Source organism: Gardnerella sp. c12Ub_1 (genome assembly GCF_055804375.1).
On record NZ_JANUZC010000001.1, the window covers coordinates 1,345,092 to 1,370,982 of the forward strand.

At 44.4% G+C, this 25,891-nt stretch carries 24 protein-coding genes and 4 tRNA genes; 27 read left to right on the top strand and 1 reads right to left on the bottom strand.

What is annotated here, in order from left to right; genetic code table 11:
- Positions 1 to 122: 122 nt before the first annotated feature.
- The 9 genes from groES (at position 123) to fdxA (ending at position 6,046) form a co-directional block, all read left to right on the top strand.
- Positions 123 to 416 (top strand): co-chaperone GroES, encoded by a 294-nt coding sequence (gene groES / locus NYP65_RS05275; RefSeq protein ID WP_004131681.1) that lies wholly within the window; start codon positions 123 to 125, stop codon positions 414 to 416.
- Positions 417 to 627: 211 nt separating this feature from the next.
- The gene (gene hisC / locus NYP65_RS05280) at positions 628 to 1,722 is read left to right on the top strand and encodes a histidinol-phosphate transaminase (RefSeq protein ID WP_248901379.1); all 1,095 of its coding nucleotides are present in this window, start codon (positions 628 to 630) and stop codon (positions 1,720 to 1,722) included.
- A 195-nt stretch (positions 1,723 to 1,917) separates the two neighbouring features.
- A tRNA-Tyr gene (locus tag NYP65_RS05285) sits at positions 1,918 to 1,999 on the top strand.
- A gap of 1 nt (position 2,000) precedes the next feature.
- Positions 2,001 to 2,072 (top strand) — tRNA-Thr (locus NYP65_RS05290).
- 4 nt (positions 2,073 to 2,076) lie between these two features.
- Positions 2,077 to 2,150: transfer RNA gene (locus NYP65_RS05295), tRNA-Met, on the top strand.
- 50 nt (positions 2,151 to 2,200) lie between these two features.
- Positions 2,201 to 2,371, top strand: a complete 171-nt coding sequence (rpmG, locus tag NYP65_RS05300; protein ID WP_004114322.1) for a 50S ribosomal protein L33 — start codon at positions 2,201 to 2,203, stop codon at positions 2,369 to 2,371.
- Positions 2,372 to 2,458: 87 nt separating this feature from the next.
- Positions 2,459 to 3,742 carry an FAD-binding protein gene (locus NYP65_RS05305; protein WP_032839354.1) on the top strand — a complete coding sequence of 428 codons (1,284 nt, stop codon included), beginning with the start codon at positions 2,459 to 2,461 and terminating at the stop codon, positions 3,740 to 3,742.
- A 212-nt stretch (positions 3,743 to 3,954) separates the two neighbouring features.
- Positions 3,955 to 5,586 carry an APC family permease gene (locus tag NYP65_RS05310; RefSeq protein WP_032839356.1) on the top strand — a complete coding sequence of 544 codons (1,632 nt, stop codon included), beginning with the start codon at positions 3,955 to 3,957 and terminating at the stop codon, positions 5,584 to 5,586.
- Between the two features lie 139 nt (positions 5,587 to 5,725).
- A complete protein-coding gene (fdxA, locus tag NYP65_RS05315) occupies positions 5,726 to 6,046 on the top strand; it encodes a ferredoxin (protein ID WP_004131685.1) in 321 nt (106 codons plus the stop codon).
- Here fdxA and dinB read toward each other — a convergent pair.
- A complete protein-coding gene (dinB, locus tag NYP65_RS05320; protein ID WP_473410733.1) occupies positions 6,043 to 7,374 on the bottom strand; it encodes a DNA polymerase IV in 1,332 nt (443 codons plus the stop codon). The genes fdxA and dinB overlap by 4 nt on opposite strands.
- A gap of 114 nt (positions 7,375 to 7,488) precedes the next feature.
- Between dinB and NYP65_RS05325 the strand changes: the two genes are divergently transcribed.
- The 18 genes from NYP65_RS05325 to rpsC all read left to right on the top strand — a co-directional run bounded on the left by NYP65_RS05325 (position 7,489) and on the right by rpsC (position 25,891).
- Positions 7,489 to 8,427, top strand: coding sequence for an EamA family transporter (locus NYP65_RS05325; RefSeq protein ID WP_248901376.1), 939 nt, complete (start codon positions 7,489 to 7,491; stop codon positions 8,425 to 8,427).
- A 119-nt stretch (positions 8,428 to 8,546) separates the two neighbouring features.
- Positions 8,547 to 8,633: transfer RNA gene (locus tag NYP65_RS05330), tRNA-Ser, on the top strand.
- Between the two features lie 359 nt (positions 8,634 to 8,992).
- Positions 8,993 to 12,526 (top strand): peptidase, encoded by a 3,534-nt coding sequence (locus tag NYP65_RS05335; RefSeq protein ID WP_473410734.1) that lies wholly within the window; start codon positions 8,993 to 8,995, stop codon positions 12,524 to 12,526.
- Between the two features lie 229 nt (positions 12,527 to 12,755).
- Positions 12,756 to 13,049, top strand: a complete 294-nt coding sequence (locus tag NYP65_RS05340; RefSeq protein WP_004131689.1) for a metal-sensitive transcriptional regulator — start codon at positions 12,756 to 12,758, stop codon at positions 13,047 to 13,049.
- Positions 13,050 to 13,151: 102 nt separating this feature from the next.
- Complete coding sequence (locus tag NYP65_RS05345) at positions 13,152 to 13,793, top strand: IMPACT family protein (protein WP_018627602.1); 642 nt, start codon at positions 13,152 to 13,154, stop codon at positions 13,791 to 13,793.
- Between the two features lie 112 nt (positions 13,794 to 13,905).
- Positions 13,906 to 14,607, top strand: coding sequence for an AbrB family transcriptional regulator (locus NYP65_RS05350; RefSeq protein ID WP_101889563.1), 702 nt, complete (start codon positions 13,906 to 13,908; stop codon positions 14,605 to 14,607).
- A gap of 91 nt (positions 14,608 to 14,698) precedes the next feature.
- Entirely contained in the window at positions 14,699 to 16,867 is a 2,169-nt protein-coding gene (gene malQ / locus NYP65_RS05355) for a 4-alpha-glucanotransferase (RefSeq protein ID WP_473410787.1), read from the top strand.
- 302 nt (positions 16,868 to 17,169) lie between these two features.
- The gene (gene rplM / locus NYP65_RS05360) at positions 17,170 to 17,619 is read left to right on the top strand and encodes a 50S ribosomal protein L13 (protein WP_004131693.1); all 450 of its coding nucleotides are present in this window, start codon (positions 17,170 to 17,172) and stop codon (positions 17,617 to 17,619) included.
- Between the two features lie 20 nt (positions 17,620 to 17,639).
- A complete protein-coding gene (gene rpsI / locus NYP65_RS05365; protein WP_004131694.1) occupies positions 17,640 to 18,128 on the top strand; it encodes a 30S ribosomal protein S9 in 489 nt (162 codons plus the stop codon).
- Positions 18,129 to 18,504: 376 nt separating this feature from the next.
- Positions 18,505 to 21,210, top strand: coding sequence for a bifunctional acetaldehyde-CoA/alcohol dehydrogenase (gene adhE, locus NYP65_RS05370; RefSeq protein ID WP_020973232.1), 2,706 nt, complete (start codon positions 18,505 to 18,507; stop codon positions 21,208 to 21,210).
- Between the two features lie 380 nt (positions 21,211 to 21,590).
- A complete protein-coding gene (rpsJ, locus tag NYP65_RS05375) occupies positions 21,591 to 21,899 on the top strand; it encodes a 30S ribosomal protein S10 (RefSeq protein WP_003808013.1) in 309 nt (102 codons plus the stop codon).
- 15 nt (positions 21,900 to 21,914) lie between these two features.
- Positions 21,915 to 22,565 carry a 50S ribosomal protein L3 gene (gene rplC / locus NYP65_RS05380; protein WP_004116043.1) on the top strand — a complete coding sequence of 217 codons (651 nt, stop codon included), beginning with the start codon at positions 21,915 to 21,917 and terminating at the stop codon, positions 22,563 to 22,565.
- 5 nt (positions 22,566 to 22,570) lie between these two features.
- A complete protein-coding gene (gene rplD / locus NYP65_RS05385) occupies positions 22,571 to 23,236 on the top strand; it encodes a 50S ribosomal protein L4 (protein WP_004133440.1) in 666 nt (221 codons plus the stop codon).
- A 5-nt stretch (positions 23,237 to 23,241) separates the two neighbouring features.
- A complete protein-coding gene (gene rplW / locus NYP65_RS05390; protein ID WP_004114354.1) occupies positions 23,242 to 23,538 on the top strand; it encodes a 50S ribosomal protein L23 in 297 nt (98 codons plus the stop codon).
- Positions 23,539 to 23,572: 34 nt separating this feature from the next.
- Complete coding sequence (gene rplB, locus NYP65_RS05395) at positions 23,573 to 24,403, top strand: 50S ribosomal protein L2 (protein WP_004114355.1); 831 nt, start codon at positions 23,573 to 23,575, stop codon at positions 24,401 to 24,403.
- A 15-nt stretch (positions 24,404 to 24,418) separates the two neighbouring features.
- Positions 24,419 to 24,697: a 30S ribosomal protein S19 gene (gene rpsS / locus NYP65_RS05400; RefSeq protein ID WP_004114357.1), complete on the top strand. Its 279-nt coding sequence runs from the start codon at positions 24,419 to 24,421 to the stop codon at positions 24,695 to 24,697.
- Positions 24,698 to 24,713: 16 nt separating this feature from the next.
- A complete protein-coding gene (gene rplV, locus NYP65_RS05405) occupies positions 24,714 to 25,073 on the top strand; it encodes a 50S ribosomal protein L22 (protein ID WP_004131697.1) in 360 nt (119 codons plus the stop codon).
- Between the two features lie 2 nt (positions 25,074 to 25,075).
- Positions 25,076 to 25,891: a 30S ribosomal protein S3 gene (rpsC, locus tag NYP65_RS05410; RefSeq protein ID WP_004131698.1), complete on the top strand. Its 816-nt coding sequence runs from the start codon at positions 25,076 to 25,078 to the stop codon at positions 25,889 to 25,891.

Below are 25,891 nucleotides of genomic sequence, written 5' to 3' on the forward strand. Positions count from 1 at the left end.
AGTTGGTAGAGTGCTAAAAACGCGCTATTATAAGGTTCAGTGCTCGATAGTTTTGACGTGATCGTCAGCCTCGTCAACATTATTCGCGCAAAGGTTACATTTCTCTAGAAAGAGGTACCGAAGTGTCGATTAAGCTCACACCTTTGGAAGATAAGATTATTGTTAAGCAAGCTCAAGCAGAAACTCAAACTGCTTCTGGCTTGTACATTCCAGATAATGCTAAGGAAAAGCCACAGCAGGGAGAGGTTTTGGCTGTTGGCCCAGGCCGCAGAGACGATAAGGGCGAGCGCATTCCTATGGATGTTAAGCCTGGAGACAAGATTCTTTACTCCAAGTATGGTGGCACAGAAGTTCATTACGAAGGCGAAGATTACTTAATCGTTTCGTCTCGTGACGTTCTTGCAATCCTTGGCTGATTTTATTACTCGCTTGGTTAATTAACTTGTATTAGTCAAGTAATAAAAGCTATTTATATAAAGCTATTTAGCGCTGAAAATGACGGTTTACCGCTGTTTTCAGCGTTTTTGTTTAATTTGTATAGCTTTGTTTATTTTGTATAGCTTTGTTTAATTTACTTATTTTGTCTAATTTTTCTTAATTTGTTTAAGACGCGACTATTATAAAATCATGGATTACAAACATCGCAGTATTTTAGATACTTTGCCAAATTATAAGCAAGGTAAACCAGCGCCCGCATTAGATGGCATTCGCGCATATAAGATTTCTAGCAACGAAAACCCATTTGAGCCGTTAGAAAGCGTGAAAAGCGCCATTTCTAGCCGTGCGCTTGGGGTTATTAATCGTTATCCAAACATGCGCGGAACAGAAGTCGTAGAAGAGTTAGCTAAAAAGTTTAACGTTACTCCAGATGAGGTTGTTCTTGGATGCGGCTCTACAGAGGTTATTACGCAACTTGTAAATCTTGTTGCAGGCCCTGGAGACGAAGTCATATACCCGTGGAGAAGCTTTGAAGCGTACCCGATTATTGTTACAGGTGCTGGCGCTACAAGCGTTAAAATCCCTAATCGCGCAGATGGGTCGCACGATGTAGACGCAATGATTGATGCGATTAATGAGCGCACGCGTCTTGTTATTTTGAACAATCCAAACAATCCTACATCTGCATCGCTTTCAGACGAGGAAGCTAGACGAGTGCTGGATGCTGTTCCAAGCAATGTTTTGGTGCTTATTGACGAAGCTTACGTGCAATTTAACAACGCAAAGGGTACGGCGGATGGCATGCAACTTTACCGCGAATATCCAAACGTTGTTGTTGCACAAACATTCTCTAAGGCTTACGGTTTGGCTGGTTTGCGTATTGGATACGCTATTGCTGCTGCAGATGTTGTAGAAGGCATGCGAAAAGTGGCTGTTCCGTTTGGTGTAAGCCAAATTGCACAAGTGGCTGCTCTTGCGTCTTTGGAGAATGAAGCGCTTGTAGAAATGCGAAATCGCGTAGATGCGCTTGTTAAGGAGCGTGCGCGCGTTGTAAGCGGTTTGCGTGAGCAAGGGTGGAATGTTGCCGAACCATACGCAAACTTCTTCTGGATGCCGTTTGGTGAAGATACAGAGCGAGCTAATCAACGTTTTGTTGATGCAGGTCTTTCTGTGCGCGCGTTTGCTGGAGAAGGTATTCGCATTACGATTGCGGAGACTGAGGCAAATGATCGCGTGCTTAAAGTGTGCGAGTCTTTAAAGAAAGATGGTTTTTCGCTTAAATAATTGCTTAATAATCGCTAAATAATTGCTTAAATGGCATATAAATAGCGGATAAATAGCATATAAATAATCGCATTTTTTAGATGCATTTAGATGTGATTTTTGCTTTCGGCGTGTCTTGAACTTGCATTAGTCGCGCGTTCGTGGCAAAATAACAAAGTTGCCGTTTGGAGATGTTCTTCTCCGCGCGGTTACGTTGGCGGGTTACCAGAGCGGCCAAATGGGACTGACTGTAAATCAGTTGCTTCGTGCTTCAGTGGTTCAAATCCACTACCCGCCACGCCTCGATAGCTCAGTGGTAGAGCACTTCCTTGGTAAGGAAGAGGTCGTGAGTCCGATTCTCACTCGAGGCTCTCTGGCGGGGTAGCTCAGCTGGCTAGAGCGTACGACTCATAATCGTAAGGTCAAGAGTTCGAGTCTCTTCCTCGCTACAATGGCCAGCAGGAGTTGGTCAACATACAATATTCTAGAGGTGAACAAAATGGCAAGTAAGAGCGCAGACATCCGTCCAGGCATTACGCTTGCATGCACGGAGTGCAAGGAGCGTAATTACATCACGACGAAGAATCGTCGTAATACGCCTGATCGCCTTGAGTTGAGCAAGTTCTGCCCACGCTGCGGCAAGCACACTCTCCATCGCGAGACTCGCTAAAAGCGTGAACTTCGGCGAAGTTTTATAGCTTTATTACCCCGCGTTTTGCGGGGTTTTTTGTTATTTATTGCTGTTAGGATTAGTCGTATGAGTATGCAATCATCCTTATTGGAATCTGATAATCCAACTTTTGCAAATCTTACAACAATCGGCGTTGGAGGCTCTATTGCTCGTTTTGTAGAGCCTACTAGCAGAGTGGCTGTTATTGAAGCTGTAGAAGATGCAGATTGCGCAGGATTGCCTCTTTGCGTTATTGGCGGCGGATCTAACATGCTTGTAAGCGATGAACCGTTTAACGGAGTAGTTGTGCGTGATGCTCGGCGTGAGATTTGCGTTTTAGATGAGGCAGCTCCTGGCATAGATGGTGTTGATAAAACTAGCGGAGATTTTTTGGTTCACGTTAGTGCAGAGGCTGGCTGCAATTGGGATGATTTTGTGTCTCACACTATTGAGCTTGGATTGCAAGGCGTAGAAGCGCTATCTGGGATTCCTGGAACCGTTGGAGCGTCTGTTGTACAAAACATTGGCGCATACGGTGCAGAAGTGGCGCAAAGCGTTGAATCTGTAGAGGTTTGGGATCGTAAAGATAAAACCACTTTTTATATGAATCTTGCAGATCTTAAATTTGGCTACCGCACTTCTGTTCTCAAAAAAAGCATGTATAAGGCGCCTGGTGTTGCTGCTGACTGCTTCTTCCCAACGCCTAGATACGTTGTTTTGTCTGTTACTTTTTGCTTAAAGCATTCAAAAACAGGTGTTGTGGCTCATTCGCAGCTTGCTCACGCGCTTGGCGTACAAGTTGGAGATAGGATGGAAACATCTAAGATTCGTCGCGAAGTTCTGCGCGTTAGAGCGTCTAAGGGCATGCTTGAAGATGCTATGCGCTACGCAAATAAGTGGATGTGCTACGCAAAAAGCGAAAATGGTGTTGAGTATTCGATTAGGCTTCAAAATGAAGACTATTCTGCTGGAGATTTGTTAGAAGGCGATTCTAAGTATGCTGATCGCCATAGTTGCGGAAGCTTCTTTATGAACCCGATTTTGACTAAAGCTCAAGCAGATTTGCTGCCAGAAGACGCTCCGCGCTTTGACGCCACTTTGCCAGATGGCTCTAAAGGAGTTAAGACTTCTGCAGCTTGGCTTATTGACCATGCTGGATTCCACAAGGGATTTAGACTTACGCAAAGTGATGGCGAAAAGAGTAAAGCTGGATTATCTTCTTTACACACTTTGGCGTTGACTAATCGCAGTTGTGCAAAATGCAAGGATATTGTTGATTTGGCGCGCAAAATCATAGATGGTGTTTACGATTCGTTTGGTGTAAAACTTGTTCCAGAACCTGTTTTAATCGGCGTTAGTGCGGATTGTTAAGACAATTGTTAACACAAATTTAGCATAATTTAACATAATAAATTGCGATTTGTGTTGTGATTTTCCGCTAGACAAAGTACTATGCTCTTTTAATATCGTAAAAATTATTGTTTGATGACGATTAATGCGAGTTGAACCGTATTTTTTGCGATTTATAACATATATACCCTTATATGGAATGTTTTAGACGTAGTTTTAGAGAAGGTTGGATTATGCAAATATGGAGAAAAAAGTCTGTTGAACAGACTATTGCAGAAACAATGGATGGTGATCGCCATCTTAAGCGTACATTAAATGCTTGGGATTTGGCAGTTATGGGCGTAGCTGTTGCTGTTGGCGCTGGAATCTTCTCCGTTGGCGCTCAAGCAGCAGCATTCCACGCAGGTCCTGCAGTGATTATTAGCTTTATTATTGCTGGAATCGTTTGCGGAACGGCTGCAATGTGCTACGCGGAGTTTGCTTCGATGATTCCTGTTGCAGGATCTGCATACACCTTTACGTATACAACAGTCGGCGAGCTTGTTGCTTGGATTATTGGCTGGGATATGATTCTGGAAATGCTTATGGCAGGATCTGTTATAGCCAAATATTGGGGCGTTTATCTTAACGATTTAATGCACTTGTTTGGTCTTAACGTATCTACTTCGGTAAATATTGGCGGTTTTACTTTTGATCTTGCTCCAGTAGTTATTGTTGCGTTCTTTACGATTATGCTTGTTGTTGGAACAAAGCTTTCTGCTCGTTTTGACGGTGCTTTAACAATCTTGAAGATTGGTATTGTTCTGTTTGTTGTTGTTGTTGGATTCTTCTACATTAAGGCGTCTAACTTCACTCCATTTGTTCCACCTGCAACAGACGTTGCTAGCGTTAAGGGTATTCACGTTTCTGGCACTATGAGCCAGCCGCTCTGGCAGTGGATTACTGGCATGCAGCCAGCTGTTTACGGCGTTACGGGTATTCTTTCTGGCGCAGCACTTGTATTCTTTGCATTCATTGGATTCGACGTTGTTGCAACTACGGCAGAAGAAACTAAAGACCCACACAAGAACATTCCTAGGGGCATTGGTCTTGGTCTTTTGATTGTGACTGTTCTTTACATTCTTGTTGCTGTTGTTACAACTGGTATGGTCTCTTACAAGGATTTGGCTAAGCAAGACGCTCCTTCGCTTTCTACGAGCTTTGAGCTTGTAGGCGCAACTTGGGCTGCTAAGATTATTTCCCTTGGAATTGTAATCGGCTTAACAACTGTTGTTATGGTTCTTCTTTTGGGCCTTACACGTATTGTGTTTGCTGTTAGCCGAGATGGCCTGCTTCCACGTAGCTTCTCTAAGGTTAGCAAGCGCGGAATTCCTGCACGTATTCAGATTGTTTCTGGCATTGTTGTGGCAATAATCGCTTCTACATTAGATATTGGAATTCTTTCCGATATGGTGAATATTGGTACGCTTTCTGCGTTCTTGCTTGTTTCTGCAGGCGTTCCGATTATGCGTATGCGTAGGCCTGATTTGCATCGATCCTTTATGGTTCCTTGGAATCCAGTTTTGCCTATTTTTGCCGCGCTTTCTACGTTCTGGCTTATGTTAAACCTTTCTGTGCTTACATGGATTCGTTTTGCAATCTGGCTTGCAATCGGCTTTACTGTGTACTTTGGCTATTCCTACCGTAATTCTTTGCTTGGAAGACAAATTCGTAAAGCTAAGAAGCTTGGTGTTCCAGTAGAAACCTTGTTTGCACAAGATGCTGCTGCAGCCGAAAAAGTTGCGGAAGGCGAGTCGGAAGACCAAGCGCGAGCTGAAGCTGCTCAAGAGGCGGCCGTTGGGTCTGCTCAAGAATCTGCTCAATAGGCTTTGCCTTTGAGATGTTGATTTGATTGTATTGAGTCGGTGTGCGATTACGTATGCCGACTCAATGCGTTTTGCACTCGTAACGTGAACTATAATAGAAGAGTTAGTTTATTTTTGAGCGTGAAAGGGTGCGTTTGTTATGCCTTACGTTATTGCAGAGCCATGCGTTGACGTTAAAGATAAAGCGTGTGTTGACGAGTGCCCTGTTGATTGCATTTACGAAGGCGATCGCACGCTTTACATAAACCCTAACGAATGCGTTGATTGTGGCGCATGCGAGCCTGCATGCCCCGTAGAAGCCATTTTTTACGAAGACGATGTTCCAGAAGAGTGGGAATGGTATAAAGACGCTGCTGTTGAATACTTTAACAAACTTGGCGATTTAGGCGGAGCGCAAGAAGCTGGTCCATCTGGCTGGGATGAAGATCGCGTAGCTGCTCTTCCTAAAAAAGATGCTTAAATGCCAATTTGAGCGGCATCTTTACCATACTTTTTTCTTACTTCATCTAATACGTGCTCTGCGTGACTTATTCTTGCATGCGTATTTTTTATTGCGTTTTGCGCAATTTCTGTTGAATTTTTACGCATACCACTTATGGTGTTTTCTCTTTCGTTCTCTTCTAAGATGTCGCTAATTGTAGGCTGAACAAGCGCTTTGCTTTTATCTACAAGATTGCTTACGCTAACGCCAGCAAGCCTAACGGAGCTTAGTAAACAAATATGACTTCCGCCTAATTTATGGTCATGAACTGTTGGATTTACTGATTCTAGTAAATCGCAAGCTTGCTTATAAATCTCTGGAGCGCAATCGGTTACATTCCTTAATGTTTTGCATCTTGTTGCATAGTGCAAATCGCTAAATCGCAATTTTAACGTTATTGTTTTTGCCATTGTGTTGTGATTGCGTAATTCTTGTGCCACTTCGTTGCAGCAGTGCCTGATCAGGTTTTTCACTGCTGCAATATCCGTGGTGTCTTTATCAAGAGTACTTTCTGTACCAATGGATTTTTCTGGAACGTGGGGCGTTACTTGCCGTGCGTCAATTCCTCGCGAAGTGTTGTAAAGCATTCGCGCAAGAACTTTAGACCCAGCAACTCGTTCCAGAGTCTTCTCATCTACACTTCTAAGCATCTCAATGCTGTTTATTCCCCACGTAGCTAGTTTTTTAGCAAGCGCGGGTCCAATTCCTGGTATTGCTCGTAATGGCATTATTGAAACAAAGTCAGCATTGCGATTTTGGGGGATAATCAGCATTCCGTCTGGCTTTGCGTTCGTTGACGCCATTTTTGCGATTAACTTATTTGATGCAATCCCCACAGAGCAAGTGATATGAAACTTGCGCGCGACTTCGCTTCTTATCCACTCGCCTATGGCGATGGGCGTTTTCCAGCGCAACAACGCTGAGCTAACGTCCATGTAACACTCGTCTACAGAAACCTGCTCAACTTTATCTGTGATCTTTGAAAAGACCTCCTTAAAAATCCTAGATGAAATGGAAACGTAATATGGCATATCTACCGGCAGGAAAATGCCATTAGGGCACAAGCTTCGTGCTCGCGCTGTAGGCATGGCTGAATTCACGCCATACTTACGTGCTTCGTAGCTGGCTGCCGAAACTACGGAGCGCGAGCCTGTGCCAATAATCACAGGTTTGCCAAGTAACCTAGGATTACGCGCCGCTTCGAGCGATGCATAAAATGCATCCATATCGATATGAAGTATTGTGCAGCCAGACGCATTGCGCCCCCAATCGCGTTTAGCTGCATTAACTCGCGGTGCTGTGCTCATGAATTTATAGTAGAACAAACGTTCGATTTTGTACAATAGTGTGTCGCAATAAATTTTACGAAAAATCAGTGTAAAAATATGCAAATATAACTACTGCCGTGTAGGGTATGCTGTATGAAACAAATCATAGTAAACGCGCTAAATCGCATGCCTGTTTTGCTAATCGTTGTTGCAGAAGCTGCAATGGTCTATCTAGCAACGTCTATAGCAAAAGTCGCGTTTAGCCAGCTCGATCCGCTATATTCTGTGTGGTATCGCGTTGGGTTTATGTCTTTGTTTTTGCTTGCTTGGAGAAGGCCTTTTTCGCGTAAAAAGCGCGCTCGCAACTCTCTTCCTAAAACGTTAAAAGAATGGGCAATTGTTGTTGCTGTAGGCATTTCTGTTGTTCTTATGAACACAATGTTTTATTTAGCTATTAGTTGCATGGCTGTTGGAGTGGCTGTAACTATTGAGTTTGTAGGGCCTTTAATGGTTGCTGTTATAACGGGTAAAACATGGCGTGAGCGCGTTGGAATTGTTATTGCGGCTTGCGGAATAGTGCTTCTTGCAAGCGCATCGATGGGGTCTAACGAAAGCCCGCATTTTCTTGTTGGATTAGTGGCAATTCTTATTGGCGGATCAATGTGGGGAATGTACATCGTATCGGGGCGAATGCTTGCAAGAGGGTCTAATGCAATTGACCGAGTTAGTGTAGCTATTTTGATTGGTTGGCTTTTGCAATCGAGTGTTCTTGGAATCCCTGCAATTTTGCATGTTGTGCATCCTAAATCGAGTGCAACGTGGGCTGCTCAGCCCTATGGTTCTTTGAAACTTATTGGATTAATGGTTGTTATTGCGATTTGCGCGTCTTTTATTCCAACGCTTTTAGACCAGGTTTTGCTAAAGCGTGTGTCTTCTGCAAGATATTCAGTTATGCAAGCGCTTTATCCTGCGATTGCGGCGCTTGTTGGCATGGGATTTGGTGAAATGCCAACGTTGATTGACGTTTGCGGAATGGCTTTAGTTATGTTGGCTGTTGTGATTACATTTTCGGGAGATCACAATCCCGCATAAATCTTGCTGTTTTGCTATTAAATGCACTTTTGCGCGTTTGGTGTGTCGCTTAAGCATTGTGCACGTCCTCAAGAGGTGATATAGTCTGAATCTGTTGCTATCTTGAATAGTTACAAAGTGGAGTCATGCCTGAGTGGCCGATAGGGGCACCCTGCTAAGGTGTTAGTCGCGTAAGCGGCTCGAGAGTTCGAATCTCTCTGACTCCGCGATTCTAGCTCTAAATCGTTGAAAAATCAGCGGTTTAGAGCTTTTTTGTTTTGATTTTGTAAATAGCACCATGGTTGCTATTTTTGGCCTATAACCCCTGTTTTTCTGATTGCAACATATTCCTATAACCCTATAAACGCGAATCGCCAGCAACCACCACTACTGTGTGTAATTGTGCACAATTGTGTATAACAATGTGGATAACTACCCTCTAAAATAGCCTTTAACCACATTGAAAGTTTTTTATTTACAGATTGAAATTCCTAAATCATAGTTAGAGCATGAGCGAATTTTTCGTTCATCGTGGCTAGCAAAAACGTTTGTCACGTTAGAGAAAACAACGTTTTAAGGAGTTGATATGGGAAAACATGGATGTAAAGGGATTCCAATCTTTTTACGCAATAAGCGCACGCGAATGTTCTCTTTACTGACAGCGTTGCTGGCGACTATTGCAATTGTTGTTGGGAATGGCGCAATAAATGCTGCTTCTGCAGATATTTTTGCTCAATACTATACGTATAGTGATGCCTGTTCAAAAGTGAGTCCGAGCAGAAAAATTGTAAAAAAAGATGAAGATGGTAATTACGTATTTTGCATTAATACGGGATCAACTGTAAAAGCTGATTCCGATTGGAGAGATATTCCGCTTGATGTTAACAATATTAATGAAATCACAGCAAGAATAGCTAAGTCTTCTATTGAAAATGATTTTACATCCCAAATGGAGGCTGCAGCATATTTAATTCATGAACATTATGATGAAGATAAACGCGGGTGGGAAGAAGCGAAGCGTAGGGGATTTGATGGTGCGCCCAACTTAAAGGAAAATGCCGAAAAACTGTGGAATGAAGTAACCCAAAAAACGACTAAGGGTATGGGATTCAAAATACTTGACCCTTATGCTACCTACTATGCAAGGAGTGGAAGGGTAGTTATTGATGCGCAGGGTGTTGATGGAAGAAATGTTACATACGGCAGCGAAAATACAGAATTTAAAGTTACTGCAGTAGGCGATAAGTTGCGTTTTATAAAAGATAAGAAACAGGTTAAAGAGGTTAAAGAATCAATTAATTCTTATAACTTGACGTATGGAATTGATTGGGTTGCAACAGGAGAAGGCGAAGCAGAAATTAAGGGTGAATACTACATTCCATATTTGCAAAGAAAAGATATAGGAAATGGGGCAGCTTTAATACGAGTAGCAAAAGATGAAAAAGTCAAAGAATTTACAAATGTATTAACAGAGAGAGCGCACAGAAAGTTCCAGCCTTCGCTTTCTTCTAAGTCGACTGTAAAAGAGTTAAAAGTAGGCGATTCTGTAGAAGATACTGTTACTTCGGCGCTAAAGAATCCAACTGAAGATGAGTGGGTAAGTGGTAAAGACGTTCGTGCTCGCGGATACTACTTTGTTGGTTCTTATAACGATATTATGAAAAAACGCGAAAATAAAAAAGACAAAGTAGAAGAGTATATAAAGGAACTACGAGAAGATAAGAATATTCGTCAAGTTGCTGCAGCCGATGTTTATTTTTCGGGAGAAAATCAAGAAGTTAAAGCGGTTGCTCACGAAGCAAAAGGTGACTTATCTAAAGATGAACTTGCTAGCGCAAAAGTTTATAAAGTGAACAAAGATGATGCAGGATTATTTGGAACGTGGGTTTGGTTTATTGATCCTGGAAATCAAAAAGACGACGTTAGAGAGTTTATTCCAGAAAAGTTTGTTGAAGAATTTGGAAACGTAAATTCAACAGTTTCGCATAAGGCAAAAATATCGATTGAACATGTTAAGAATCTAAAAAATAAAGATACAAATGACGTTTCGGATGCGATAGTTGTTAGTGGTGTTCCAAAAGACTACGGAAAATTTGATGGAAATACCGATTATGGGTTTAGTAAAGATGCAAAGATGAATATTCGTCTTTGGTGGGTTGGAAACAAAGATGGTTCAATGAGCAACGAAAATATGGTAAAGCTTGTTTCCAGCTCTGTAGAAGAGCCTAAAGAAGACGAAAATCATAAGAAAATAGATTCATGGGATGTTCCATTGCGCAATGGAACTTACACACTTGGGAACGGCAAGATAATTCTTACTCATAACGAGTCTAATAGTAAAGAAGCTGGCAAAGATGGCGATAGTGAAGATAACAAGGGCAGTGAAGATAACAAAGAGAACAGAAGTGTTGAGAATAAAAAAGAAAAGTTTGAAAAAGTTGGAGATATGATCGACCTTTTAGACGGCAATGCGGCTAAAAGTGGAATGTATGTTTTTGTTTATGAATTCCCAGGTTCTTCTAGAGCGCAAGAGTTTAAGACGTCGTTTAATAACGAAGATAGTAGAAGCTTCTTTGATAGAAATAAGCCTGTTACTGTGACTGTTAATAAGGCGGAGAATGCTAGTGGTAAGGGCGAGCCTGGAAAGGGTGAGCAGCCTGGTGGTTCTAGTGAAAAGCCTGGTAATCAGAAGCAGCCTGGGACTGGTGAGGTTGGAAAGGGTGAGTCTGGAAAAGGTGAGCAGCCTGGTAAGAGTGAGCCTGGTAAGCAGGATAATCCTGGAGGTTCTAGCGAAAAGCCTAGTAAACAAGATCCAGGTAAGAGCGAGCCTGTTGGTAGTGGAAATGTTACGGGTAGTGAAGTTGATCCAAAGACGTCTCCTAGTGGTGGCGTTGTAGATAATATTATTTCAAAGCAGAATCCGCAGAATCCGCAGAATCCGCAAGGTTCTGGTAAGCAAGATAATCCAGGTAAGCAAAATCTGAGTAAACAAGAGCCTGGAAAACAAGATAATCCTGTAAAAGATCAGCCTGGTGTGCAAAAGCCAGGTGATTCTAACGAAAAGCCTAGCGGTTTGCAGCCTGGCGGAACGCAGAATAATGGCAGCGCAAGTAGCAGCCAAAATGGTGGTGCAAGCGATGTTAAGAATGGTAGCCAAAGTGGAGAGTCATCGGGTGAGCCTGCTGGTAGTGGAAATGTTACGGGTAGTGAAGTTGATCCAAAGACGTCTTCTAGTGGTGGCGTTGTAGATAATATTATTTCAAAGCAGAATCCGCAGAATCCGCAGAATCCGCAGAATCCTCAGAATCCGCAAGGTTCTGGTGTGCAAGCTGGCAATAATAATCAGTCTGGTAGCACACAGAGTTCTGGGAAAAACGATCCTGGTAAGCAAGATCCTGGTAAGCAAGATCCTGGTAAGCAGGATAATCCTGGAGGTTCTAGCGAGCAGCCTGGTGGTACACAAGGTTCTAGTGCGCAGAATGAAGTTGCTGGCACACAGTCTGGCAGAGCGCAAGTTGGCAACAATGCGCAATCTGGTGTAAACGCTGGAGCGAATAATAATACGCTCGGTGCGCAAGTAGATGCTGGAACCAATAATACAGTTCATCAAAATGCAGATGCGACTGGCGATAGTAATCCTAAGAGTAATCCTAAGAGTAATGCTAATAACGATAAAATTAATGAAAAAAACAATAAAAAAGATGATCAAAGTAATGTTAAGACGGATTCTCAGCATAAATCTGAGCATATTGCAAGTAAGGAAGATAGCAAGGAAGGTAAATATACAGCTACTAAATCAGGTACTATTCAGAGAGGTGATTCTAAGAAGGTTGATACTTACCAAAGTGCTACTCAGCAGGGAGATTCTAAACAGGGAGATTCTCAGTATGGAGGTAATCAACAAGTAAGCGACTCTAATGTAGAGCAGAATTCGCAGTCAAATAATCAATATGCAAGTGGAACAAAGAATTCAAAACGACGCCATGCTCGTCTAGGTGCTAATGTTGGGCATCTAGTAACAACTGGCGTAAAAGTTGAAACAACATTAATGTTCTCTCTGGCTATATTGCTTATTGCAGGATCTGTGATTTTGGCAAAACGCGTAAGTTACATTGCATAAAATCTCTCATAAAATATTTGATTCATATGTGCATAAATTTGTAAAACATGTATGTTGAGATATATTAATTGGGATATATTTAAAACAGATAAGAATAGTTGCGTTGTATAATATGCATAATTTATTCTATAAACATAGCTTTTTGGCGCTTATAGTTTTGCGTACTATACAACGCACAATTATTATGTAAATAGTATATAAAAGCACTGTTTTCAAATGAGGTTTTTTTATGAGTGACTACAACATAGATAAAGAAAAGATGTTGGTTCGCTTGCATAGAGTATGTGGGCAAGTTCACGCTGTTGAAAATATGGTTGAAAAAGGGGAAGACTACAACAACATTCTTATGCAACTTTCTGCATCTACGGCAGCTCTTAGGGCAGTTGCGCTTATAGTTGCTCATCAAGAAATATCAAAGGCATTAGAAGAAGCGCAAGACGCTGGAAATAAAAAGGTTACAGATAAGAAAGTTGCAGAGCTTGTAGACGTTGTAGATCACTTAATGCGTTACGATAAGTCGTGATTTGTGATTCTAGCGGTTGCATATAATCTTTTTGTAGCTTTAAGACTGTTTGAATTGAAAACGATTTGAATGTCGAATATCGAATAATATTAAATATCGAATATGAAGAATATGCGAACCGTAACTGATTTATGTGAGAATCCTGCGCACTTTGCTTTTGTGGAAAAGAAGTCAGAGTTTATTTCGGACGCGTGCCACATTTCTAGTGCTGAAGAAGCGCTTGAGTTTGTAGAGTCAATTAGGATGATTCACCCCAAAGCAAGGCACGTTGCGTACGCTGCGATTTACGCAGATAAAAATGGCAGATTGTGCGAGCGTATGAGCGATGACGGCGAGCCATCTGGAACTGCAGGCAAACCAATTTTAGATGTTATTAGGTCTTCTAATGTTGTAGACGCAGTTGTAACAGTTACGCGTTATTTTGGTGGGATTTTGCTTGGCTCTGGTGGATTAATACGAGCGTATTCTGCTGCGGCTGCAGGTGCTGTTAAGTCTAGTAAAATAGCGGATATTGTAGAGTGTAATTGTTTTTCTTGCAAAGTTGAGTACGCGCATTTAAGAATGTTTAAGCATTTATTATTAAAAAACAATGCGGAAGTTATAAGTGAAGAATACGGCGTTTCTATTGAATTAAAAGTATGTGTGCCACGTGAAGAGTCAGATAGATTCCTTGAAGCAGTAAAAAATACGTTTTCTGGAGTAATAATTCCAGATTTTTGCGGTGTTTGCACTAGAATTTGCTGATTTTTATTTTTAGTGATTCTTGTTTGGCACTTGTTTGATTCTTGGTTTTAAGATTTGTGTTGCAAAGCTGATAGATTAGATAAGTGACTAAGCAAAGGTTGGTGAGTCTCTTATGAATGATGCGCAAAAGCTTAATGGCGTTGAGAAAAACGAAGATTTAGGCAATAGTGCAAGCCATGATTTATCTAATGAGTCTAATGAATCTAATAATTCCAATGCTTCATACGAGCCATTAACCGCTGTTTACGAGCATTTAAGGCATTCCAGTGATTCTAAAGAATTGCATGAATTTGCTATAAAAGAGTTGCCAGATAGGTCGGATCAGGCAGGATTTTCTAGAGCGACTGCACTTTTGGAAGCTGTAGCAGGCAATTCAAATACTCCAGAAGAAGATCGCGTTCGATTAGCAACAGTAATGCCATTTCCGAATATCTTGGTTAAGCTTTCTCAAGACGAATCAAGTAATGTTCGTTTAGCTGTTGCAAAGAACGAAAATGCTAAGAATTGGCTAGTTGGAAGGCTTACTAAAGATTCTTGCGCGCAAGTTAGAGATGCTGCTTTGTGTAATCCGCGAACATCTTGGAAAATGCGATTAGAAGGTGCGCAGACAAATGGTGTTAGCGCAAAAACGTTGGATTACTTGGCTTCTCTTGGTGCAAGCGAAGAAAGTGACGATTCTCCTGTGCTCTCTGCAATGGTAAGAAGAGCAGTGGCTCTTAATCCTGGTGTGTCGCAGCCAACTTTGATTGCTTTGTCTAAAGATAAGGACTCGGATGTCTCGCTTGCTGCGTCAGAAGTCTTGAATAAGTATTAAATATAAAAATAAGTCTTGAGTATAAAAGTAAAATGAATAATAATTGCATACGTTTGCATTAAAACCCCACAAATAGACTACGATGGAAACTATGAACACTAAAAATGAAGAAACAGTGCAACCAACAAGTCCGTTAAGGCGATTGGCTGAACTAATGGGCGTTCGTTCCAAATTCGTTGGATCGGATGGCGTAGAGCATCAAATCGCCGATAGCGTGCTTGTAAAAGTATTGCAATCACTATGCGTAGAAGCTCAAAACGATAAACAAATCGAAGAAGCAACTCAAAAAATCCTTAATGAGCGTCACACTCGCTTAGTTGCTCCAACAGTTTTGCACACTGTTGGTAAAGAAAGCGAAGTAAGCGTAAACACTGGGATTTTGGAGTATCCTACAGCAACACTTATTTTGGAAGATGGCAGTGAATACAAGGGTGATTTGCAAATTTCTCCTTCTAAAAACGATGTTGCAATTCCCGTAGACGGAAAGTTTGTAGCAACGTCTTTGCTTAAGATTCCTGCAGACGTTCCAATGGGCTATCATACTTTGCGCGTTAGTGTTGCCGACCGCGTAGAAGAGGCCACTCTTATTAGCGCGCCAGAAAGCATTGATACTATTGAGAAACTAGAAAAAGATGGCAAGCAAATTTGGGGTTGGATGGCTCAGCTTTATTCAATCCGCTCCTCTAAGTCTTGGGGAGTTGGCGATTATGCAGATCTGGCGGATTTGCTTGTTAAAGCTAAAGAAAAGTCGGGAGCGGACTTTGTTCTTATAAATCCGCTTCATGCTGGAGAGCCAGTTGCTCCGTTAACGCCTTCGCCATATTTGCCTGTTGCTAGGTCTATGGTAAACGTCACTTATATTCGCCCAGAAAGCATTCCAGAATATAATCTTCTTAGCGAGCAAGATCGCAAAAGCGTTGACGATTTGCATAATCAAGTAGAGCCGCTTAATAATGATGTGCAAATTATTGATCGAGACGCAATGTGGCGCGTAAAAATGCACGCTTTGTGGATTATTTTTAAGTCGGGCATGTCAGATAAGCGCGCGCAAAAGTTTGAAGCATTTAAGAAAGATATGGGAGACACGCTTGAATCCTACGCAACTTGGTGCCTTTGCTACGACAAGTGGGGTGCGCCTAATGGCGATGACTGCTGGGAGAAGCATCTTACTAAAGATTCCGATGAGATTAGCGCTTTAGCAAAGCAATTCCCAGACACGCTAGAGTTTTATCGTTGGCTTGAGTGGGTTGCGTTCGGCCAGTTGCACGACGCGCAAATGGCAGCTAAAAAAGCAGGAATGCGCATTGGAATTATGTCGGATATGGCTGTTGGCGTGCATCCTGCAGGCTCCGAAGTTTGGTGGAATCCAGAGCGATTCGCCAATGGCGCTTGCGTTGGTGCGCCTCCTGATTATTTCAATCAGCAAGGTCAAAACTGGTCTCAGCCTCCGCTTAATCCATTTGAGCTTGAGCGCACAGGTTTTAAGACATACAGAGATATGGTTCATGGCATGTTTGCTTCCGCTGGAGCTGTGCGAATTGACCATATTCTTGGGCTTTTCCGCCTTTGGTGGATTCCAGAAGGATCTACTCCAGTAGACGGAGCTTACGTTTACTACGATGCAAACGTTATGCTTGGCATTCTTGCGATTGAAGCCACGCGCGCAAATGGCGTTGTAGTTGGAGAAGACCTTGGCGTTGTGCCAGCTGAAGCTCTAGAAGTTTTGGCTAAGAATAAGGTTCTTGGATGCACGGTTGAGTGGTTTGAACAGAGGGATGGCGCATTCCGCGAGCCTAAGAAGTGGCGCGAAATGACGCTTGCTTCTGTAAATACTCACGATTTGCCACCTGCTGCAGGATACTTAAACTACGAGCACGTTAATATTCGCGAGCGTTTGAATCTTCTTTCGGGCTCCGTAGAAGAGTTCCGCGCTGATGCTGTTAAAGAGCATAATGCAATGCTTAAGATGCTTGTTTCTGGCGGATTCTTAAGCGAAAGTGCGCTAGAAGACGAGTCGCAGCATGAGCAAGAGATTGTAGAAGCGTTGTATAAAGCGCTTAAAGCTGCGCCTTCTAAGTTGCTTGCTGCGTCGATTGTTGACGCCACTGGCGAGCGTAGAGCACAAAATCAGCCTGGAACTAACGACGAATATCCAAATTGGCGTATTCCTTTGGCAGATGCCGATTGCAATCCCGTTCTTTTGGATGATTTGTTTGACTTGCCTAGAGTTAAGTCTTTAGCGCAAATCATGAATAAATAGAGGTATATGCGTGATTAATTGCGGGCTGCAGCGTTTGTTTTTGACTTGCGAGCGTTGTAGTCCGCATTTGCATAACGTTGTAGTATGCGTTGTAGTCCGCGTTGTATGTAAAATAGAAGTTTGCAAATAGTCGTCATGTGGCGATATACTTGCAGATTGTTGTGTTTCCCTAAGGGGTCCTTCAAAGCGCTTTTCCCACTCGCCATCGAGGACTTTCAGGGAGCCCACGGATTATGAGTAGAGTATCTTCTATAAACCAAGAAGATATAAAGCTCGAAACACAATAGAGAAAAGGTACGATTGTGAAGACTTTCACACCGAAACCAGCAGATTTAACTCATGACTGGTACATTATCGACGCCACTGATGTGGTGCTTGGTCGCTTGGCTTCCCAGGTAGCTATTTTGCTTCGTGGCAAGAATAAGCCAACGTATGCTCCTCACGCCGATTCTGGCAATCACGTTATTATTATTAACGCAGATAAGATTGCTTTGACTGGCAATAAGTTGAGCAAGGAATTGTATTCCCACTCTGGCCGTCCAGGCGGACTTCGCCGCGATAGCTATGCTGAGCTTTTGGAGAAGAATCCAAAGCGCATCATTGTTTCCGCTGTTAGGGGAATGCTTCCAAAGAATCGTCTTGCTAAGGTTCAGCTTGATCGCCTTCGTGTGTTCACTGGCGCTGAGCATCCTCATATTTCGCAAAAGCCACAGGTCTTCGAGATCTCTCAGGTTAGCCAGCAGGCTAAGTGAATCGTAAGGAGAATATGATTATGGTAGATAACAACAACTCCGCGGTTCTTGAGAACGAAGAAGAACTGACTAGCTACACCACCGAAACCAACGCTGGTGCAGGCACTGGTACTTCCGCTATCGCTCCAGGCTATGGCACTGGTCGTCGTAAGGAAGCCGTTGCTCGCGTTCGCTTGGTTCCAGGTTCTGGTAAGTGGACTATTAATGGCCGCACTCTTGAGGAATACTTCCCATCTCGCTTATTGCAGCGTGAAGTTAATTCCCCAATCGTGCTTCTAAAGCTTGAAGGTAAGTTCGACGTTGTCGTTTTGGTAGACGGCGGCGGCACCACTGGTCAGGCTGGCGCAATTCGCTTGGGCGTTGCCCGCGCTTTGAACGCTATTGACCGCGATGCAAACCGTGCTTCCTTGAAGAAGGCTGGCTTCTTGACCCGCGACGCTCGCGTTGTGGAACGCAAGAAGGCTGGTTTGCACAAGGCACGTCGTGCACCTCAGTTCTCGAAGCGTTAAGCTGCGAAGAATTACAACTTCAATGGCTCCCGGCTTATGCTGGGAGCCATTTTTTGTTCATGTGTAATCGAGAATTAAGTTAAATGTTATTAATCGTTTGTAAGTAACATCTAAATCTAACATTCTAGAAAATTTTTCAGCAAATCGCACATAAATCATTACAAATAAGAACAAATAACGAACATTAGGGGATAAACCTCGCTCATAAATAGCGCAACTCGCTGCAAACTCAAAATAGTACAGTAATCCAAGTAAATTGTGAAATGTATCACATACCAGCATTATGATGCGTCTTTCATAGAAGATTATGCATGTAAATGTTGATGTGCCAAAAGCGTAGAAGTACGTAAGGAATCTAAAGATCAAGGAGGACCAAATGGCGCAAGCGCAAGAAACAGCGCAAGAAAATGTGCTCGATGAAAAAGAGCAAGCGGCATTAGTTGCAAAGCAAGAAGTTGACGAGTTAGCTAAAAAAGCAAAAGTCGCTTTAGATGAATTTGAAAAGTTAAATCAAACTCAAGTAGACCGAATCGTAGCAAAAGCATCGATTGCAGCTCTAAACAAGCATTTAGTCTTAGCAAAAATGGCTGTTGAAGAAACAGGCAGAGGATTAGTCGAAGATAAAGCTACAAAAAACATCTTTGCGTGCGAACATATTACGCATTATCTTGCAGGCCAGCGCACAGTAGGCATTATTAGAGAAGACGACGTTCTTGGAATCGACGAAATCGCTGAGCCAGTTGGCATTGTAGCAGGTGTTACACCAGTCACAAATCCAACGTCTACAGCCATTTTTAAGTCGCTAATCGCACTGAAAACTCGTTGCCCAATTATTTTTGGCTTCCACCCATTTGCCCAAAAGTGCTCTGCGGAGGCGGCAAGAATTGTGCGCGATGCTGCAATAGAAGCAGGAGCGCCAGAAAATTGCATTCAGTGGATTGAGCATCCATCAATCGAAGCTACGGGAGCTTTAATGAAGCACCCAGATGTTGCAACAATTCTTGCAACGGGTGGTCCTGGAATGGTTAAAGCTGCTTATTCTTCGGGTAAGCCAGCATTGGGCGTTGGTGCAGGAAACGCTCCAGCATATGTTGATGCAGACGTAGATGTTGAGCGCGCTGCAAACGATTTAGTGCTTTCAAAGCATTTTGACTACGGCATGATTTGTGCAACAGAGCAGGCGATTATTGCACATAAAGACGTGTATGATCCTTTGAAGCTCGAATTAAAGCGCCGTAAAGCTTACTTTGTAAACGAAGAAGAAAAAGCAAAGCTTGAGCAATACATGTTTGGTTGCACGTCTTATAGTGGCCAAACTCCAAAGCTTAATTCTGTTGTTCCTGGAAAGTCTCCTCAATTTATTGCTCAACAGGCTGGATTTGAGATTCCAGAAGATGCTGTGATTCTTATTGCTGAGTGCAAAGAAGTTGGCGAGATGGAGCCTCTAACAATGGAAAAGTTGGCTCCTGTTCACGCTTTACTGCGCGCAGATAACAAGGAACAAGGCTTTGAAATGTGCGAGAAGATGCTTGTGCACGGAGCTGGTCATACTGCTGTGATTCACACCAATAATCAGCAGCTTGCTCGTGAATATGGCAGCCGCATGCATGCTTGCCGAATCATTTGGAACTCCCCAGGATCTTTGGGTGGCGTTGGAGACATCTACAACGCAATCGCGCCTTCTTTAACTTTGGGATGCGGTTCTTATGGTGGAAACTCTGTTTCTGGAAACGTTCAAGCGGTAAATCTTATTAATATAAAGCGCATAGCGCGAAGGAATAACAATATGCAATGGTTCAAGATTCCGGCCAAAACGTATTTTGAGCCGAATGCTGTTCGCTATTTGCGAGACATGTATGGCATTGAGCGCGCAGTTATTGTGTGCGATAAAGTGATGGAACAGCTTGGCATTATAGACAAGGTGATTGATCAGCTTCGTGCTAGAGACAATCGCGTAACGTTTAGGATTATTGACTACGTTGAGCCAGAGCCAAGCGTTGAAACTGTTGAGCGCGGCGCGGAAATGATGCGCGAAGAGTTCCAGCCAGACACGATTATTGCTGTTGGCGGCGGATCTCCTATGGATGCTGCAAAAATTATGTGGCTTCTTTACGAGCATCCAGAAATTTCCTTCGCTGATTTGCGCGAAAAGTTCTTCGATATTAGAAAGCGCGCGTTTAAGATTCCGCCTCTTGGCAAAAAAGCTTGCTTGATTTGCGTACCAACGTCTTCTGGAACAGGATCGGAAGTTACTCCGTTTGCTGTTATTACAGACCATAAGACTGGCTATAAGTACCCGATTACGGATTACGCGATTACGCCTTCGGTTGCAATCGTGGATCCAGTTTTGGCGCGTACGCAGCCTAGAAAGCTTGCTTGCGATTCTGGTTTTGACGCTTTGACGCACTCTATGGAAGCTTTTGCTTCTGTTTATGCTAACGACTTTACGGACGCAATGGCATTGCATGCAGCAAAGTTGATTTGGGAGAATCTTAACGATTCTGTGAACGCTAATGACCCTGAGCGCAAGATTCAAGCTCAAGAGAAGATGCATAATGCAGCTACGATGGCTGGAATGGCGTTTGGCTCGGCGTTCCTTGGAATGTGCCACGCAATGGCACATACAATCGGGGCTTTGTGCCACGTTGCGCACGGCCACACAAATGCGATTTTGCTTCCATATGTAATTCGCTACAATGGTCAAATTCCACAAGAGCCTACAAGCTGGCCAAAGTACAATCGCTATATCGCTCCAGAGCGCTACCAGCAGCTTGCTAAGAATCTTGGTGTAAATCCTGGTAAAACTCCTCAAGAGGGCGTAGAGAATTTGGCGCGCGCTGTTGAAAATTATAGGGATAATCTTCTTAGCATGGATGCTTCGTTTAAGGCGTGCGGTGTGGACGAAGAATACTACTGGTCTTTGTTGGATCAGATTGGTATGCGTGCTTACGAAGATCAGTGCGCTCCTGCAAATCCGCGTATTCCTCAAATCGAAGATATGAAGGATATTGCGATTGCAGCGTATTATGGTGTCTCTCAAGAAGAAGGACATCGTATGCGCCTACAGCGCGAATCGAAGTAGAATTTAAGTAAAATTTATTGCATGATTATTTGAGTGGTTATCTAAGTGATTATCTAGGTAATTATTGAATGATTATTGCATATTTAGTTACAAATGGCAGAGGCTGCACTAGCTGTAGTTTCTGCCATTTTTCGTTGGAAAATAGCCGACACGCCCGATTTTTGTTAATCCAAGGTTGATGGTTTAATTACTTAGTTGCCTGTTTTTAAGGCTCGCATATTGTAATTCAAAAAAGCGAGCGCAGAAACAGAAATCGCAGTTTTTTGTTGATTTTTGTAGGCTGCGCACTGATGTGGAATGGCCTTTAGTGTCTATTCTCCCGGTGCCCTTTGATACAGGTTGGTAAACAGTAAACGAATCGCTAGAAAGGGCGGACGGCAATGGCGGGACAGAAAATCCGCATCAGGCTTAAGTCCTATGACCATGAGGTCATCGACCAATCGGCGAAGAAAATCGTCGAGACGGTGACGAACGCGGGCGCCACAGTAGTGGGTCCGGTTCCTCTGCCGACCGAGAAGAACGTGTTTGTTGTTATCCGTTCTCCTCATAAATATAAGGATTCTCGCGAGCATTTCGAGATGCGCACTCATAAGCGCCTCATTGACATCGTTGATCCAACGCCAAAGGCTGTGGATTCTTTGATGCACATTGACCTGCCTGCGGATGTAAATATCGAGATTAAGCTGTAGGAAGGGGGGTAAATAATGTCGCAAAATAAGAATCGCACTGCTTTGCTCGGCCGTAAGCTGGGCATGAGCCAGGTTTGGGATGAAAACGGCCTTTTTGTCCCCGTAACTCTGGTTGAGGTTGCTACCAACGTAGTTACCGCTGTTAAGACCGAAGAAACTGACGGTTATTGCGCCGTACAGCTCGGTTATGGCCAGATTGATCCTACCAAGGTTACCAAGCCATTGGCTGGTCACTTTGCAAAGGCTGGCGTGACTCCTCGTCGTCACCTCGCTGAGGTGCGCACTGAAAATGCAGCAGATTACAAGCCAGGTCAGGAATTGACCGCTGAAGTATTTGCTGAAGGTGCAGAAGTTGACGTAACGGGTACTACAAAGGGTAAAGGCTTTGCTGGCACAATCAAGCGTTGGGGCTTCAAGTCTTACCGTCGTACTCACGGCTCGCACAAGAATGAACGTCGTCCAGGTTCTGTGGGCGCATGTGCAACTCCAAGCCGCATTTTGAAGGGCAAGCGTATGGCTGGTCGCATGGGTCATGTGACTTCTACTGCGCTCAACCTCACAATCGTTTCTTCGGATGTTGAGAACGGTATTTTAGCTATCAAGGGTGCTATTCCAGGACCTAAGGGTGCTATCGTTCTAGTCCGTTCGGCAGTGAAGGGAGCCTGATTTAAATGGCAAACGTAACTCTGAACGTAACTGACACCAAGGGTAATGCAAACGGTACTGTTGAAGCTCCTGCCGAGATTTTCGGCATCTCCAACGAAGACGTTTTGGCTCACGGCCCATTGGTTCATCAGGTCGTTATTGCTCAGCTTGCTGCTGCTCGCCAGGGTACTCACGCGGTTAAGAATCGCGCTAACGTATCTGGTGGCGGTAAGAAGCCATGGAAGCAAAAGGGCACTGGTCGTGCTCGTCAAGGCTCCATTCGTGCTCCACAGTGGGTACATGGTGGCGTTGTACACGGTCCAGTTCCTCGCAAGTACGATCAGCGTACTCCAAAGAAGATGAAGGCAGCTGCTCTTCGTTATGCTCTTTCGGATCGTGCAAATGCTGGTCGCATTGCAATTGTGGACTTTGGCATTAAGGATGTTCCATCCACAAAGGCAGCTGTTGCAGCACTTACACCAGTAACTAAGGATCAGTTCACCACTGTTGTTCTCTCTCGCGAGAACATCAACGAGTGGATGTCTGTTCGTAACATTCCTACGGTGCATGTGATCTTCGCTGATCAGCTCAACACCTACGATGTCATCACCGCTCAGTACGTCGTCTTCTCCAAGGAAGGTTTCGAAGCCTTCGTTGCAGCTAAGACCGAGCCTGAAGTTAAGGAGGCCTGATTCAAATGGTCGCAGTCCATAACCCAGCACATGACATCATCTTAAAGCCAGTTGTTTCTGAAAAAAGCTATGCAGCTTCCGATCGTGGCCAGTACACCTTCGTCGTAGCTCCAAACGCTAACAAGGTTCAGATCAAGCAGGCTATCGAAGAAATCTTCAAAGTCAAGGTAACGAATGTTAACACCTTGAATCGCGCTGGCAAGCTCAAGCGCTCTCGCACCGGCTTCGGTCGTCGTGTGAATCAAAAGCGCGCTATTGTCACCGTGGCACAAGGCCAGACAATCGATATCTTTGGTAACTGAAGGCTAGCCGAGAAAAGTAAAGGAATACTATATTATGGCTATCCGCGTTTATAAGCCTACGACTGCAGGACGTCGTAACGCTTCGGTTTCGGACTTCTCCGAGATTACGCGTTCTACTCCTGAAAAGTCGTTGGTACGCAAACTCAGCAAAACTGGCGGTCGTAACTCTTACGGTCGCATGACTTCCCGCCATCGCGGCGGCGGACACAAGCGTCAGTATCGTCTCATCGATTTTAAGCGTTGGGACAAGGATGGCGTGCCAGCAAAGGTCGCTCATATTGAGTATGACCCTAATCGTTCCGCTCGCATCGCATTGTTGCATTATGCAGATGGTGAGAAGCGCTACATTATCGCTCCTGAAGGCATTTCCCAGGGAGATGTTATTGAGACTGGCGCCCAGGCTGATATTAAGCCAGGCAACAACTTGCCTCTTAAGAACATCCCAACTGGTACCGTGGTTCACGCAATCGAGCTTCGTCCACTTGGTGGCGCAAAGATTGCACGCTCCGCAGGTGCTGCCGTTCAGCTCGTAGCTAAGGATGGTGCTTACGCTCAGTTGCGTATGCCATCTGGCGAAATTCGTAACGTGGACGCTCGTTGCCGCGCTACAATCGGCGAGGTTGGCAACTCCGACCACGCTAATATCGAGCTTGGTAAGGCAGGTCGTGCTCGTTGGCTTGGTCGCAGGCCAATCACCCGAGGCGAATCTATGAACCCTGTTGATCACCCTCATGGTGGTCGTACCCGTGGTGGTAAACCACCTGTTTCTCCATGGGGCAAGGGCGAGGTTCGTACCCGCCGTCCGAAGAAGGCTTCGAACAAGATGATTGTTCGTCGTCGTCCGAATGGTAAGAACCGCAAGTAAGGGAGTGTCGAACAGATGACTCGTAGCATCAAGAAGGGCCCTTTCGTCGACGCCCACTTACAGAAGAAAGTCGATGAACAAAACGACAAGGGCACGCATAACGTCATCAAGACGTGGTCGCGTCGTTCGATGATCACTCCTGATTTCATTGGACACACCTTTGCCGTACACGATGGCCGCAAGCATGTGCCGGTATTCGTTACCGAAGCAATGGTTGGTCATAAGCTCGGTGAATTCGCCCCAACCAAGACCTTCAAGGGTCATGTGAAGGACGACAAGAAAGCACGCCGCTAAAGGAGAGTTAGGACACATGGAAGCTAAAGCAATCGCTCGTCACGTACGTGTGACGCCGCGCAAGGCTCGCCGCATGGTCGACCTCATCCGAGGCAAGCGTGCAAGCGAAGCTATTACCATTTTGAAGTTTGCTCCTCAAGACGCATCGTTGCCGGTGCGCAAGGTTCTTGAAAGCGCGATCGCTAATGCTCGCGTTAAGGCTGAGAAAGCTGGAGAACCATTCCGCGAGCAAAACTTGGTCATCAAGGAAACTTATGTGGATGAGGGTGTAACGCTTAAGCGTTTCCGCGCTCGTGCACAGGGTCGCGCTGCGCGCATTAACAAGCGCACAAGCCATATCACTGTTATCGTCTCGCTTAAGGAAGGGGATCGCTAAAGATGGGTCAGAAGATCAATCCTTTCGGCTATCGCCTGGGCATTACCGAGAATCATCGCTCTAGGTGGTTCTCCGATTCTACTAAAGCCGGCGAGCGTTACCGTGACTTCGTCCTTGAGGATGACAAGATTCGCAAGGAAATGAGCCATGACCTCGAACGTGCAGGCGTATCCCGCATTGTTATCGAGCGTACCCGTGACCGCGTTCGTGTGGATATTCACACCGCTCGTCCAGGTATTATTATCGGTCGTCGTGGCGCAGAAGCCGAGCGTGTTCGTGCAAAGCTTGAGAAGCTCACTGGTAAGCAAGTACAGCTCAACATCTTTGAAGTAAAGAACGCTGCACTTGACGCTCAATTAGTTGCTCAGGGAATTGCGGAACAGTTGACTAACCGCGTTACATTCCGTCGTGCTATGCGTAAGGCACAGCAAGACGCAATGCGTGCAGGTGCCAAGGGTATCCGTATTAAGCTCTCTGGTCGCCTTGGTGGCGCCGAAATGAGCCGTTCTGAGTTCTACCGCGAAGGTCGCGTTCCACTGCAGACCTTGCGCGCCCTTATTGATTACGGCTTCTTTGAGGCCAAGACCACTTACGGCCGTATTGGCGTAAAGGTTTGGATTTACAAGGGCGATATGACTGAGCGTGAGTTTGAAGAGCAGCAGGCTCAGCAGGGTAAGCGTGAAGGTCGCCGTGGCGATCGTCGTCCACGTCGTGGAGCACGCTCTGCCAATCAGCAGAAGGCTACCGAGGCACAGGCTGAAAAGCCAGCCGAGGCTGTAGCTGCTGAAGCTCCTGCCGCAACGGAAACGAAGGAGTGA

What these genes read in the sequence shown, in the direction of transcription:
- hisC (WP_248901379.1), top strand. Translation starts at nt 628, where the DNA reads ATGGATTACAAACATCGCAGTATTTTAGATACTTTGCCAAATTATAAG.
- rpmG (WP_004114322.1), top strand. Translation starts at nt 2,201, where the DNA reads ATGGCAAGTAAGAGCGCAGACATCCGTCCAGGCATTACGCTTGCATGC.
- NYP65_RS05305 (WP_032839354.1), top strand. Translation starts at nt 2,459, where the DNA reads ATGAGTATGCAATCATCCTTATTGGAATCTGATAATCCAACTTTTGCA.
- NYP65_RS05310 (WP_032839356.1), top strand. Translation starts at nt 3,955, where the DNA reads ATGCAAATATGGAGAAAAAAGTCTGTTGAACAGACTATTGCAGAAACA.
- fdxA (WP_004131685.1), top strand. Translation starts at nt 5,726, where the DNA reads ATGCCTTACGTTATTGCAGAGCCATGCGTTGACGTTAAAGATAAAGCG.
- dinB (WP_473410733.1), bottom strand. Translation starts at nt 7,374, where the DNA reads ATGAGCACAGCACCGCGAGTTAATGCAGCTAAACGCGATTGGGGGCGC.
- NYP65_RS05325 (WP_248901376.1), top strand. Translation starts at nt 7,489, where the DNA reads ATGAAACAAATCATAGTAAACGCGCTAAATCGCATGCCTGTTTTGCTA.
- NYP65_RS05335 (WP_473410734.1), top strand. Translation starts at nt 8,993, where the DNA reads ATGGGAAAACATGGATGTAAAGGGATTCCAATCTTTTTACGCAATAAG.
- NYP65_RS05340 (WP_004131689.1), top strand. Translation starts at nt 12,756, where the DNA reads ATGAGTGACTACAACATAGATAAAGAAAAGATGTTGGTTCGCTTGCAT.
- NYP65_RS05345 (WP_018627602.1), top strand. Translation starts at nt 13,152, where the DNA reads ATGAAGAATATGCGAACCGTAACTGATTTATGTGAGAATCCTGCGCAC.
- NYP65_RS05350 (WP_101889563.1), top strand. Translation starts at nt 13,906, where the DNA reads ATGAATGATGCGCAAAAGCTTAATGGCGTTGAGAAAAACGAAGATTTA.
- malQ (WP_473410787.1), top strand. Translation starts at nt 14,699, where the DNA reads ATGAACACTAAAAATGAAGAAACAGTGCAACCAACAAGTCCGTTAAGG.
- rpsI (WP_004131694.1), top strand. Translation starts at nt 17,640, where the DNA reads ATGGTAGATAACAACAACTCCGCGGTTCTTGAGAACGAAGAAGAACTG.
- adhE (WP_020973232.1), top strand. Translation starts at nt 18,505, where the DNA reads ATGGCGCAAGCGCAAGAAACAGCGCAAGAAAATGTGCTCGATGAAAAA.
- rpsJ (WP_003808013.1), top strand. Translation starts at nt 21,591, where the DNA reads ATGGCGGGACAGAAAATCCGCATCAGGCTTAAGTCCTATGACCATGAG.
- rplC (WP_004116043.1), top strand. Translation starts at nt 21,915, where the DNA reads ATGTCGCAAAATAAGAATCGCACTGCTTTGCTCGGCCGTAAGCTGGGC.
- rplD (WP_004133440.1), top strand. Translation starts at nt 22,571, where the DNA reads ATGGCAAACGTAACTCTGAACGTAACTGACACCAAGGGTAATGCAAAC.
- rplW (WP_004114354.1), top strand. Translation starts at nt 23,242, where the DNA reads ATGGTCGCAGTCCATAACCCAGCACATGACATCATCTTAAAGCCAGTT.
- rplB (WP_004114355.1), top strand. Translation starts at nt 23,573, where the DNA reads ATGGCTATCCGCGTTTATAAGCCTACGACTGCAGGACGTCGTAACGCT.
- rpsS (WP_004114357.1), top strand. Translation starts at nt 24,419, where the DNA reads ATGACTCGTAGCATCAAGAAGGGCCCTTTCGTCGACGCCCACTTACAG.
- rplV (WP_004131697.1), top strand. Translation starts at nt 24,714, where the DNA reads ATGGAAGCTAAAGCAATCGCTCGTCACGTACGTGTGACGCCGCGCAAG.
- rpsC (WP_004131698.1), top strand. Translation starts at nt 25,076, where the DNA reads ATGGGTCAGAAGATCAATCCTTTCGGCTATCGCCTGGGCATTACCGAG.